The organism is Chitinophaga sp. CC14 (assembly GCF_048957795.1).
Lineage (GTDB): Bacteria > Bacteroidota > Bacteroidia > Chitinophagales > Chitinophagaceae > Chitinophaga > Chitinophaga ginsengisegetis.
Genome location: NZ_JARBFY010000001.1, coordinates 1,343,542 through 1,357,071, shown reverse-complemented (window position 1 = coordinate 1,357,071; position 13,530 = coordinate 1,343,542). Strand labels below are relative to the sequence as shown.

Below are 13,530 nucleotides of genomic sequence, written 5' to 3'. Positions count from 1 at the left end.
CTGAGTCCAATCGTTCAAACTATGACAGCACAGCAAACGCCATTCCTCTCACTGGAACATATTACGGTGAGGTATCTCGATAAAACATTATTCAATACCCTCACCTGGCAGATCAACAAAGGAGAACAATGGGCCATCACAGGGCCCAGCGGTTCCGGTAAAACTGCCCTGCTGAATACCATTCTTGGTAAATTTAATATCATCAATGGTAGTATCCATTACCACTTTTACGAAGAGTGGTGCCGGCAACATACCATCACAGATCCATGGTTTAATTACCGCAACCTGGTAGCACTGGTAGGACATCACCATACCTTCCGCAACCTCTCCAATACCACCACGGACTTTTATTATCAGCAACGCTTCAACAGCATGGATGCTGATAATTCCCCCACCGTAATGGAATACCTGGAACTCACCGAAGTACCGCCATTACTCCAGCCACTACGTATTGCCCCGCTGATGGAAAAACGCCTCATCAAATTATCCAATGGCGAAACCCGCCGGGTAATGATTGCACGCGCCCTCATCCAACAGCCGCAACTGCTCATGCTGGATAATCCTTACATCGGGCTGGATGTACAGGCCAGGAAGGATTTCAGCAATATGATCAATGAAATCATTGCCGGTGGCGCCACCGTATTGCTGGCTACCACCTCTCATGAAATTCCCGAACATATTACGCATGTGCTTACCCTGGAAAATGGGAGTATAACTGGCAAGTATACACGCAGCGAATTTACACAGCTGCCATTACCCGCGGCAACAGCAACAACGCTGCCCGAAATGGAGGCTGATAAAATAACAGCACTGGTGCAAAACAGCCAGCAACAACAATTTGATACGATTGTGCGGATGGAGGACATCCATATTAAATACGGCGAAAATACCATCCTAAATAACATCAACTGGACAGTTAAGCCAAACGAAAAATGGGCTTTACTGGGACCCAATGGCGCAGGTAAATCTACCCTGCTGAGTCTTGTAAACGGCGATAATCCACAGGCGTATGCCAATAAGCTCTGGCTGTTCGACCGGAAACGGGGCAGCGGGGAAAGTATCTGGGATATCAAGAAAAAAATCGGCTTCGTATCGCCGGAACTGCACCAGTATTTTACCTCCCGCGACAACTGCCTCCAGGTGGTATGCTCCGGTTTCTCGGATGTAATTGGCAGCACCAGGCCGGCTACTCCCGGACAACAAGAGGTGGCCCGCGACTGGATGAACATTCTGAATATAGCCGAACACGAAAAGGCGCCGTTCAAACAGGTGCCTGAAAGCGCGCAGCGCCTAACCCTGCTGGCCCGCGCCCTTGTTAAAAATCCGCCCCTGCTGATCTTTGATGAGCCCTGCCAGGGACTGGACACCCAGCAAAAACTACATTTCAAAAAGGTGATAGAACAGCTGTGTGAACACATGCCGGTAACACTCATCTTTGTTACCCACTATGAAGATGAACTACCTTCCTGTGTAGATAAGTTTATCCGGCTCAATAAAGGCGAAATGGTATAGCAAATTATATGTGATCACATTCAAACGAAAGGGGGAAGGCTTTAAGTCTTCCCCCTTCCCGTTTGAATAAAATTCCCGACATTCGCACCTAATAGTTAATCACCTAATCTGCTTTCCTGATGCACCCAACAAAAAGGCTTACCGCTGTAGCAGCATTATTTTCATTCCTGGCCGCCCTGTTTGTTATCAGTGGTTGCCGCACGGCGAAAAAAGAAATGAACCCCGAATTTGCCCGGTACATTGAGGCATACACCGCGGGTATCATTTCCAAACAAAGCGCCATCCGTGTTCACCTCACCGCACAAACGAATGTAACCCATACCCAGAACGAGCCACTGGAAAAGGAAGTATTCGAATTTTCTCCTTCCATCAAAGGAAAGTCCTACTGGATTGATGCCACCACCATCGAATTCAGACCAGATGAAAATCTGCAACCCGGCAAAACGTATGAAGCCAACTTTAAACTTGGTAAAATACTGGAAGTGCCCAAGGAACTCAAATCATTTGACTTTGAATTCAAGATCATCAAGCCCTCTTTCTCGATAGAAAATTTCGGGCTGAAATCCAGTACCAATAATACCCTGGACCGAATGACCTGCACAGGCGCCATTTATACGGCGGATGTGGAAGATCCGCAGGCGATTGAAAAAATACTCACCGCACAATATGCCGGTAAAGGCTTACCCATTACCTGGCAGCACAACGCCGCAGAACGTACCTCCCGCTTTACGATTGCCAACATCGCACGGGCTAACATTGCCCGTAACATGGAACTGAGCTGGAACGGGGCGCCCCTGAAAGTGGACAACAACGGAAAAAACACCATCGAAGTTCCTGCTATCGGCGACTTTAAAGTGCTGAATGTAAAAGCCCTCGCTGATCCGGAACAACACCTCCTGGTACAATTTTCTGATCCTGTAAGCATGGCCCAGACACTGGAAGGGCTTATCGGCATCAGCGGTCAAAGCGACCTGCGTTATACCATTGATGGCAGCGAAGTTAGCGTATATGCACCCGTGCGACTGGAAGGAAACTACAACGTAATAGTAAATGAAGGTGTTATAAACATCACGGATAAACGCTTAGGCAAAACTTTCAGTGCCAACGTTAACTTTGAAAATACTTTACCCAGCGTGAGCATTCCCGGCAAAGGCGTGATCCTGCCGGAAAGCAATAAGCTGGTGATGCCGTTTGAGGCAGTGAACCTCAACGCCGTAGACGTTTCCATTATAAAAATCTACGAAAATAATGTACCGCAATATCTTCAGCGGAACGACCTCGATGGCAGCCAGGAGCTACGGCGTGTAGGCAAGCCCGTAGTAGAGAAAACCATCCGCCTCGATGGAGATAAATCGGTAAACCTGCATAAGAAAAACCGCTTCTTCCTGGACCTCGATAAAATGCTGCGCACCGAACCCGGCGCCATTTACCGCATCACTATCGGTTTCCGGAAATCATACGCTATGACCGCCTGCTCCGCAGATACCACCAAAGACGGCGACAACGCTTCCTCCGATGAGGAAGGAGAGGAAGAATATTACGGAGGCGGAGAAAAAATTGATGATGATGATTCCTTCTGGCAACGGTACGATAGCTACTATCCATATGGCTATAACTGGGACCGCCGGAATGATGCCTGCTCCAATTCCTATTACAGCAAAGATAAATGGGCATCCCGCAATGTCATTTCTTCCAACATTGGCCTCATCGCCAAAAGAGGAAACGATAACAGCATGCTGGTAGCGGTAACGGATATACGTGATACCAAACCCCTCATAGGAGTGGAACTGGAATTACTCGACTATCAAAACCAGGTCATCTTTAAAACTAAAAGTGACGGGGAAGGACTCGCTTCGTTCGATCTGAAACGCAAGCCCTACCTGCTTATCGCCAAAAAAGAAAATGAACGGGGTTATCTTAAACTCGATGACGGCAGCTCCCTTCCATTAAGCCGGTTTGATGTAAAAGGAGAGGAAGTACAAAACGGTATCAAAGGCTTCCTCTATGGCGAGCGTGGCGTATGGCGTCCCGGTGATTCCGTTTATCTTACTTTTATTCTGGAAGATAAAGGGGAGAAATTACCGGCAGATCACCCTGTTTCGCTGGAACTATACAATCCAAAAGGACAACTATACAAACGGATCAATCAGCACGAAGGACTAAATGGTTTCTACAGCTTCGCTACTGCTACTGCACCGGATGATCCAACCGGTAACTGGGTGGCAAAAGTAAAAGTAGGCGGCGCCACCTTCCAGAAGAATGTACGCATTGAAACCGTGAAGCCTAACCGCCTCAAAATAAAAATGGACTTCGGCAGTACCACTTCCTTGTCGAAAGGCAGCGCTACCGGTAACTTATCGGCCATGTGGCTGTTTGGCGCCACCGCACAGCATCTGAAAGCGAAGGTAGATGTATCGCTGGTACAGCAAAGCACCAGCTTCCCCAAATTCGGGGACTACTCTTTCGATGATCCGGTAACTCATTTCGAGGCAGAAAATAAAACCATCTTTGAAGGCCCGCTGAGTGAAAGCGGCAGCGCCCCTGTGAATGCAGACATACAATTGGGCAAGGTAGCGCCAGGCCAGCTGAAGGCAAACTTTGAAGTAAAAGTATTTGAACCCGGAGGCGATTTCAGTATCGATCACTTCTCCATGCCTTATAACCCATTCACCTCTTACGCAGGCTTGCGCATCCCCACAGGCGATCGCACCACCGGTATGCTGCTCACAGACCGGCCGCATTCTATCGACCTGGTGGATGTAGATGGCAATGGCAATCTCACTACCGGCAGCCGCGAAGTACAGGTAGAATTATATAAAATTAAATGGAGATGGTGGTGGGATGAAGGTGAGCAGGACGACTACTCCAACTTCACACAGGACAGCTATAACCAGCTGTTGAGCAAAGAAACCGTTACCCTGCAGAATGGTAAAGGCAAATGGGACCTGCGCGTAAATTCACCGGATTGGGGCAGGTATCTGATCAGGGTGAAAGACCTGCAAAGCGGCCATACCGCAGGTAAAGCCGTGTATATCGACTGGCCCGGATGGGCAGAAAGGATGCAGAAGGATAATCCTGCGGAAGCATCTATGCTGGTGTTTACCTCCGATAAACAAACCTATAAAACCGGTGATGACATTAACCTCACCATCCCCAGCAGCGAAGGCGGTCGCGGGCTGGTAAGTATTGAATCCGGCAGCAAAGTGCTGAAAACATACTGGATCACTACCAAACAGGGACAAACCACCTTTAAGTTCAAGGCGGAGAAAAATATGACGCCTAATATATACGTGAACGTTAGTTTGCTGCAACCACATGCGCAAACCCTCAACGATCTGCCGATCCGTATGTATGGTACCATTCCGATTTCCATTGAAGACCCCGGCACCATCCTCAAACCGGTGATCACGATGGCAGACAAGCTGAAACCTGAAACAGAAGCCAGCATCACCGTGAGTGAAGGCAATGGCAAACCGATGACTTACACCATCGCCATTGTAGATGAAGGTCTGCTCGATCTTACCCGTTTCAAAACACCGGACCCTCATAATGCATTCTATGCAAGAGAAGCACTCGGCGTAAAAACCTGGGATTTGTTCGACTACGTGATAGGCGCCTGGGGAGCGGACATGGATCGCATCCTGAGTATAGGTGGTGACGAAGGACTGGATAAAAATGCCGGTGGCGCCAAAGCCAATCGCTTTAAGCCCGTGGTAAAATATATGGGTCCCTTCTACCTGAAAACAGGGCAAAAACAAACACATAAATTTAAGCTGCCACCATACATAGGATCTGTGAAAGCGATGGTAGTAGCCGGTCAGGACGGCGCTTATGGCTTCGCTGAAAAAGCAGTAGCAGTAAAGAAACCGTTGATGTTGCTCACCACAGCGCCGCGCGTGCTTGGTCCGTCAGAAACCATCCAGGTGCCGGTAACCGTATTTGGCCTGGAACCCAATATCCGCAATGTGAATGTTAGTTTAAGCGCCAGTTCATTGCTGGAAATTGTAGGCGAACAAACCAAAACAGTGACCTTCTCACAACCCGGAGAACAAATTGTTTATTTTGATGTAAAAGTACGTCCCCAAACAGGCGTGGCTAAAATAAAAGTAACAGCCAGCAGTGGTGCAGAAAAAGCAGAAGAAAACATTGAACTGAATGTTCGTAATCCTAACCCGGTGATCACCAATATTATTGAAAATACACTGGAAGGAAATAAGAGCTGGCAATCTGCTTTCAGCCCCGTGGGCATGACAGGCACCAATTCCGGCGTGCTGGAAGTGTCTACCATTCCATCTCTCAACCTGGGCAAACGCCTGCGGTTCCTGATAGAATATCCGCATGGCTGTATTGAGCAAACTACTTCGGGCGTGTTCCCGCAGCTGGTGCTGAACCAGTTGATGGATCTGAAAGAAAGTCAGCGGGCAGAAGTAGACCGCAATGTAAAAGCGGGTATCAACAGGCTGAAAAGCTTCCAGACTTCCGACGGTGGTTTCAGCTACTGGCCGGGTGAAGGCAACTCCGATGAGTGGGGTACCAATTATGGTGGCCATTTCCTCATAGAGGCGCAGGCGCAGGGTTATACCTTGCCAGCCGGGTTACTGGATCAATGGAAGAAATACCAGCGCAATAAAGCCGGTACCTGGGCGCCCAGTACCCTTAATTTTTATGGCGGCGATCTTACACAGTCGTACCGCCTGTACCTGCTGGCACTGGCCAAATCGCCGGAGCTGGGTGCGATGAATCGGTTAAAGGAATTCAAGTACCTGTCTGTTCCTGCTAAATGGAGGCTCGCTGCGGCTTATAAACTTTCCGGTCAGCCGGAGGTAGCCAACTCCCTTGTACAGGGACTTGCCACTGAAGTTAAAGCGTATACGCAACTGGGTGGTACTTTTGGTTCTGATTTGCGCGACAGGGCCATGATCCTGGAAACCCTCACCATCATGGGACAACGTAACCGCGCCAACGAACTGGTGAAACAGATTGCCGCACAACTGTCACAAAATGACCAGTGGTATAGCACACAAACAACCGCTTACTCGCTGATTGCCGTTGCAAAGTATTGCGGCAACAACAAAGGTGGCAGTAAGATGAATTTTGCCTACACCATCAACAGCGTCAAGGGCAATGTAAACGGGCAATCTTTTGTTACACAGATACCTGTTACGTTCAACAGCAGCGCGGGCAATATCAGCATACAGAATAACGGGCAAAACGTGTTGTATGTACGGCTTATTCTCCAGGGACAACCGGATGCCGGTCAGGAACCGGTAGCCACCAATAACCCGGATATATTGGGCATGCAGGTAAGCTTCAGTACGCGCGATGGTAAACCCCTGGATCCGGCTACATTGCGGCAGGGAAGCGACTTTATGGCCACTGTTACCGTCACCAATCCGGGTAAGAGAGGCTATTATGAACAAATGGCTTTGTCGCAGGTTTTCCCTTCAGGCTGGGAAATAATAAATACCCGCTTGATGGAAAACGACAGCGCGTTCCATTCTTCCCCATCTACGTATATGGATATACGTGATGACCGGGTATATACTTATTTCAATATAGAAGAGAGTAAAAAACGTACGTATAATGTATTGCTGAACGCCGCCTATCTGGGTAGATATTATCTGCCGGCAACTTCCTGCGAAGCGATGTATGACAACACCATACACGCTTTCACACCAGGCAAGTGGGTAGAGGTAGTGAAGTAAAAAAATAATACATAAAAAAAGGCGTTCCGGAAATTCCGGAGCGCCTTTTTTTATGAGCAGATAACTACTGCTTTAACCGGGCGAAATATGTTACGGTACGTACCAGTTGTGATACATAACTCATTTCATTATCGTACCAGCTTACCACTCTTACGATCTGCTGATCTCCTGCTGATAATACTTTTGTTTGTGTCGCATCAAAGAGAGAGCCGTAGTGGCTGCCTATAATATCGCTGCTCACTATTTCATCGGTATTATATCCGAAACTTTCGTTGGCAGCGGCTTTCATGGCAGCGTTCACTTCATCTGCAGTTACTTTCTTTTGCAGGGTCACCGTAAGTTCAGTTAATGATCCGGCTATTACAGGTACCCGCTGCGATGTACCATCCAGTTTTCCTTTTAAAGTGGGAAGTACCAGTCCTATTGCCTTTGCAGCTCCTGTACTGGTGGGGATAATACTCTGAGCCGCGGCTCTTGCTCTCCGCAAATCTCCTTTGGCATGGGGCGCATCCTGGATATTCTGATCATTCGTATAGGCGTGAATGGTAGTCATGAGGCCATTTACAATACCGAAAGTATCTTCCAGCACCTGCGCCATAGGGGCCAGGCAGTTGGTGGTACAGGAGGCACAACTGATAATGCTTTCTGTTCCATCTAAGATGTTGTGATTAACATTATACACGATGGTTTTCAGATCACCTGTAGCAGGGGCCGAGATCACCACTTTCGCTGCACCTGCTTCCAGGTGGGCAGCTGCGGTGTTCCTGTCTGTAAAAAAGCCAGTGCTTTCCAGTACTACATCTACTGCATGTTGTGCCCAGGGAATTTCAGCAGGATTTCTTTTGGCGTATACCTTAATTTCTTTTCCATTTACAGAGATGGCATTTTCGGTGGCTGTTACATTTGCATCAAACCGGCCCTGTGCCGTATCATACTTCAACAGGTGCGCTAATACAGCCGGACTGGTTAAATCATTGATAGCCACAATTTCAATACCGGGCTGATGGTACATCTCACGAAAAAACAATCTTCCAATTCTTCCAAATCCGTTGATGGCGATTTTTGTGTGCGACATAAACAATATTTTTTAGTAATTATCTTTTTAAGAAATCGTGTATCAGGGCAGCTATTTCCTCATGGTATTCTTCCAGCGCGAAGTGGCTGCCTTCCAACAGGTGTACTTCTGCATTTGGTACATCCCTTTTATAGGCTTCTGCGCCCGGCCAGGTAAAGATGCGGTCATGTTTTCCCCATACTACGAGGAGCCGCGGTTGGTGTGTACGCAGGTATTGCTGCCATTCCGGGTACTTTGGAAAGTTGGTACCATAATTCCGGAACAGGGCCACCTGTATAGCTTCTACACCGGGCCTCGACATATAGGCATGCGCCAGTTCGTAACTGTCGGGGCTCACACTTTCCGGGTTGGCTGCTCCCAGCAGATGTTCTTCTTTAATTTTTTCAAGGCTAAGCTTATGTACAATAGCTGCCAGTAATGCTTTCTCATCCCCGGCTTTTTGTAATGCGCCAACTTCCTGTACATCGGGTCCTAAGCCTTCATTATATACATTGGCATTTTGTATGATCAGCGCTTCTACCAGTTCGGGTCTTTTACTGATGATCCGGAATGCAACGGGGCCGCCGTAGTCCTGCAAATACCAGCTGAATTTTGTTAATCCCAGCTTGTCGATAAACTGTTCTATTACCAGCGCCAGGTTATCAAATGTATAGTCGAATGCAGTTAGCGAAGGGATGCTGCTTTGACCGAATCCAGGGTAATCCGGGGCAATCACATGATACCTGTCTGCCAGGTCACGGATCAGATCGCGGTACATGTGTGAGGTAGATGGGAAGCCGTGGAGCAGCAATATTACCGGTGCATCTGCCGGGCCGGCTTCGCGGTAAAAGATATCGAGGTTGTTTACAGTAATTGTTTTGTGAAGAACGGGGGCGGTAGTGAGTGTTTGCATATGAATATATTTTTGTACCATTCAGTACATTATTAGATAAAAAAATATCGCTTTTAGTGGGTGGTTGCTTGCGGTTATTACGTGAAATATGTCATATAGAAGTTATTTGCTGGTATAAAGGTATATATTTTACCAATTGGTACAAAATATATTTTAAAAAAATGTTGAGGGGAAGATATACAGGAAGATGATGAGATCGGACATACTTTAAATTGATCAGGCTAACTCATTCTCAAACAACTCGTGGAGTTTCTGCTGCAGCAGTTTTTTATCGGGCAGGATCGTCTGATACTCAGCAATAACAGCAGGAGAAAGGTTTCTGCTGAGGGCGAACTCTACTATCTCATTATTTTTTTCTTTGCAAAGCAAAATGCCCACGCTCGGATTCTCGTGCGACTTCCTGACATTCCGGTCCAGCGCTTCGAGATAGAAATTCAGTTTGCCAATATACTCCGGCATAAACTCCGTGGCTTTCAGCTCAAAAGCCACCAGGCAATGCAACTCCCGGTGATAAAACAACAGGTCGATGTAGAAGTTAACGCCGCCTACCATGATCTTAAATTCCTGGTCCATGAAAACGAAGTCCTTTCCCAGTTCGAGGACAAAGGTTTTAATTTTATGGATAAGCGCTTTTTGTAAATCGCTTTCATTGTGGGGTTCGGGGAGGTTGAGGAATTCGAAAACGTAGCTGTCTTTGAAGCCAACAGAAGTTTTTTGTGGCTTATTTGTTATCCTTTCCTGAGAGGGATAATTACCTAACAGTATTCTTTCATACAGGCTACTCTTTACTTGTCGCTCTAATTCTTTCAATGAGTAACTCTCGTTAATGCAAAGACGAATATAAAATGCTCTCTCTTCGCTTTTCCTGACTTTTTCCAATAATACAAGATGGTGCGACCAAGATATCTTAACCAACAACGTATTACGAATACTCTTAAATTTCGCCGGCGCTGTCGGCGAAATTATATCTAACTGACTACCAATGACTTCAGAATTTCTGTCATCTGAAAACGCTTCTATATCGGCGATGTATGTTTCATAAAACAGTTTCATTCTATAGAGTCCCCGATCACTGAAACCTTTTAATTCGGGATGATGTCTGATTATAAAATCAGACAATTCTTTAATCGTTCCTTTTCCCCAAATATTGCTCTGAATTTTGCGATGAATATACTCTCCAACATTCCAGTAAAGATTGATTAGTTCAACATTCACCATTCGCTGGGCATTAGTTCTGGATCGCTGAATAAGCGTTACAATTTCTGCAAATTGATGTGTCATAGAATTTAATTTTGGTTATGTTTTGTGAAAAAATAAAAATTAGTTTCTCATTTTGTAAATAATGAAAAGCAACTACATCAGCCAATACATATTATATATTTCTTTAAATTTCGCCAACAGTGTTGGCGAAATTATATCTCATTCATAATCAAATAAATATGTACAACTCAAGCTGATACATTACATTAATTTTATAATTTCGCCATCAGTGATGGCGAAATTATATTTCACTGATAATAAATGACTTATGATTATTTCTATAGAAAAGTTCTTGCCAATTGGTTTTCTAATTGTGCTATCAGTGGTGGCACAATTACATCTAACTGAAAATCAATAATTTAAAAAATAAACCTCCAATAAATCAAAGAACTACCATCGATCACTTTGATCATCCAATAATCAACGAACACACGAAAACAAAATTCATCCAGGGGGTAGAAAAGTGAAGAATAACATCTCTCGGAAATCAACAAAACAACAAGGGCAAACAAAATCCACGTACGCAAAGGAACAAACAAACCATACACAATCCTTATTCATTTTATTCATTGATCGCAACATGATTAATATGTGTATGAACAGCTCAAAACAATAAGTTAAACCTATCTTTGAACGCGCATAAAAAAAGTAATGAAGTTCGATACCCTTAAACAATGGTGCATCAAAAAAAAGTGGTGGCTCGCTGCCACAGCTGTTGTGCTCATTGCCTATTATTTTTGTTTACCCAAACAACTCTTTACCAGCCCCACTTCCTATGTGCTGGAGGACAGCAACGGTGATCTGCTGAATGCCAGCATCGCACCGGATGGACAATGGCGGTTTCCGTACAATGCGCATGTACCGGATAAATTTGAAAAGTGTATCGTTGCCTATGAAGACAAACGTTTTTATTATCACTGGGGCATAGATCCTATCGCTATAGGCCGGGCCATTAACCAAAACGCCCGCGGTAGAAAAGTAGTAAGCGGTGGCAGCACCCTCACCATGCAGGTGATACGCCTGTCGCGCAATCAGCCCCGTAATATCTGGCAGAAAATGATGGAGGCGGTGTTGGCTACCAGGCTGGAATTTGCAGCCTCTAAAAAGAAGATTATCGCTTTATATGCTGCCAATGCTCCTTTCGGAGGCAACGTAGTAGGACTGGAAGCTGCCGCCTGGCGGTACTATGGCCGCAAAGCAGATTTGTTGTCGTGGGGCGAAATGGCTGCACTGGCCGTATTACCTAATAGCCCGGCGCTGGTACATCCCGGCCGTAACAGGGTAACGTTACTGAATAAACGAAATCAGCTGCTGAATAAATTGTACCGTCAGCATACGATCGATAGCATTACCTGCCAACTGGCAAAAATGGAACCCCTGCCGGATCAACCGTTGCCATTGCCGCAGGAAGCGCCACACCTCCTGGATTTGTTCCGCCGCGACTATCAGCAACAAAAAACAGACGAACCTACCCGCATCAAAACAACCCTGCAGGCAGATCTGCAACATAATGCCACTGCCATCGCCGAACGTTATCACAATGCTTATAAGGCCAACGGCATCAACAACGCTGCAGTGTTGGTACTGGACGTAGAAACCGGTAATACACTTGCCTACGTAGGAAACATTTATCACCCTTCAGACCCGGAGCTGGAAAGTCACGTAGATATTGTACAGGCGAGAAGAAGTCCCGGTAGTACATTGAAGCCCATACTCTATGCTGCCATGCTCAATGACGGCCTGATATTGCCCAATACGCTGATTCCTGATATTCCCACACAGATAGCCGGCTATTCGCCACAAAATTTTGACCTGGGTTACGATGGCGCAGTACCGGCCTCCCGTGCGCTGGCCAGATCTCTCAATATCCCGGCTGTGCGCATGCTGCAGCAATACCGCTACGAACGGTTTCATTCCCTGCTGCAGAAAATGGGAATCACCACGCTGAACAAACCGGCCGATCATTATGGTTTATCACTAATCCTTGGCGGAGGCGAAACCACTCTCTGGGAAATGTGCGGCATGTACGCCAGCATGGCCCGCACACTGATACACATGGATCAGTACAAAGGCAAATACGATATGGATGACATTCATCCTCCCAATTACCGGCTCAATATCCAACACCCGTCGAAATATGGATTGAGTAAAGATGGACTGCTGGATGCAGGCTCCATCTGGTATGCCTTTCAGGCGATGACTGAAGTAATGCGGCCCGGCGAGGAATTGCTGTGGCAGCAATTCTCTTCTTCACAGCGCATCGCCTGGAAAACAGGCACCAGCTTCGGCTTCCGCGATGGATGGGCCATTGGCGTAACACCACAATATGTAGTAGGCGTATGGGTAGGAAACGCGGACGGAGAAGGCCGCCCCGGCCTGATAGGCGTATCCACTGCAGCCCCCATCCTGTTTGATGTATTCCGGTTACTGCATACCAGCGGCTGGTTTAACACACCCTATCAACAACTGAAAAAAATTGAAGTATGCCGCAAAAGCGGATACCGCGCCGGCGAACTATGTGATGAAAAGGATTCTATTTATGTACCGGCAGCCGGCATCAGGGCGGGTGTGTGCCCGTACCATCAGTTGGTACACCTCGACAGAACCGGCCAGTGGCGCGTAACGGAAGCCTGCGAATCCCCCTCGCTCATGCAACATAAATCGTGGTTTGTATTGCCGCCTTCACAGGAGTACTACTACCGCAGCAAAAACTACTATCAGCAGCTGCCACCCTACAAGCCGGATTGCCTGGCATCACTGGGGCAGGATAAAGCACCTATGGAACTGATTTATCCAAGACCAGGCGCACATATATTCGTTCCCGTTGAAATCGACGGAAAGCCCGGGCAAACGATCTTTACCGCCACTCACCGCAACAATGCCACTAAAATATTCTGGCACCTGGATAACAACTTTATAGGCGCTACCACTGAGTTTCATCAAATGGCACTACACCCGGCAGCCGGTAAACATATTATTACACTGGTTGATGAAAACGGCGAGAGGATAGAACAATCATTTGAAATTTTAGATAAAGAGAGAGAATAAAGGATAAATGCAGCTTATCCCCGCCAGCAGTAGTTATT

The 13,530-nt window shown here is 46.7% G+C and carries 6 protein-coding genes; 3 read left to right on the top strand and 3 right to left on the bottom strand.

All coding sequences use genetic code 11. The features are described 5' to 3' along the window. Positions 1-21 precede the first annotated feature (21 nt). Together PV783_RS05740 and PV783_RS05735 are read left to right on the top strand one after the other, a co-directional pair. Positions 22-1,512, top strand: coding sequence for an ATP-binding cassette domain-containing protein (locus tag PV783_RS05740; RefSeq protein WP_420987372.1), 1,491 nt, complete (start codon positions 22-24; stop codon positions 1,510-1,512). Positions 1,513-1,631: 119 nt separating this feature from the next. After that, complete coding sequence (locus tag PV783_RS05735; RefSeq protein ID WP_420987371.1) at positions 1,632-7,217, top strand: alpha-2-macroglobulin family protein; 5,586 nt, start codon at positions 1,632-1,634, stop codon at positions 7,215-7,217. Positions 7,218-7,281: 64 nt separating this feature from the next. Here PV783_RS05735 and gap read toward each other — a convergent pair whose 3' ends face one another. From gap to PV783_RS05720, 3 genes are all read right to left on the bottom strand, one after another. Further along, complete coding sequence (gap, locus tag PV783_RS05730) at positions 7,282-8,292, bottom strand: type I glyceraldehyde-3-phosphate dehydrogenase (protein ID WP_079469682.1); 1,011 nt, start codon at positions 8,290-8,292, stop codon at positions 7,282-7,284. Positions 8,293-8,311: 19 nt separating this feature from the next. Beyond that, the gene (locus PV783_RS05725) at positions 8,312-9,184 is read right to left on the bottom strand and encodes an alpha/beta fold hydrolase (protein WP_420987370.1); all 873 of its coding nucleotides are present in this window, start codon (positions 9,182-9,184) and stop codon (positions 8,312-8,314) included. Positions 9,185-9,400: 216 nt separating this feature from the next. Then, complete coding sequence (locus tag PV783_RS05720) at positions 9,401-10,465, bottom strand: PDDEXK nuclease domain-containing protein (RefSeq protein ID WP_420987369.1); 1,065 nt, start codon at positions 10,463-10,465, stop codon at positions 9,401-9,403. Positions 10,466-11,095: 630 nt separating this feature from the next. On the opposite strand from PV783_RS05720, the gene pbpC reads away from it, so the two are divergent. Next, complete coding sequence (pbpC, locus tag PV783_RS05715) at positions 11,096-13,492, top strand: penicillin-binding protein 1C (RefSeq protein ID WP_420987368.1); 2,397 nt, start codon at positions 11,096-11,098, stop codon at positions 13,490-13,492. The last annotated feature ends 38 nt before the right edge of the window (positions 13,493-13,530 follow it).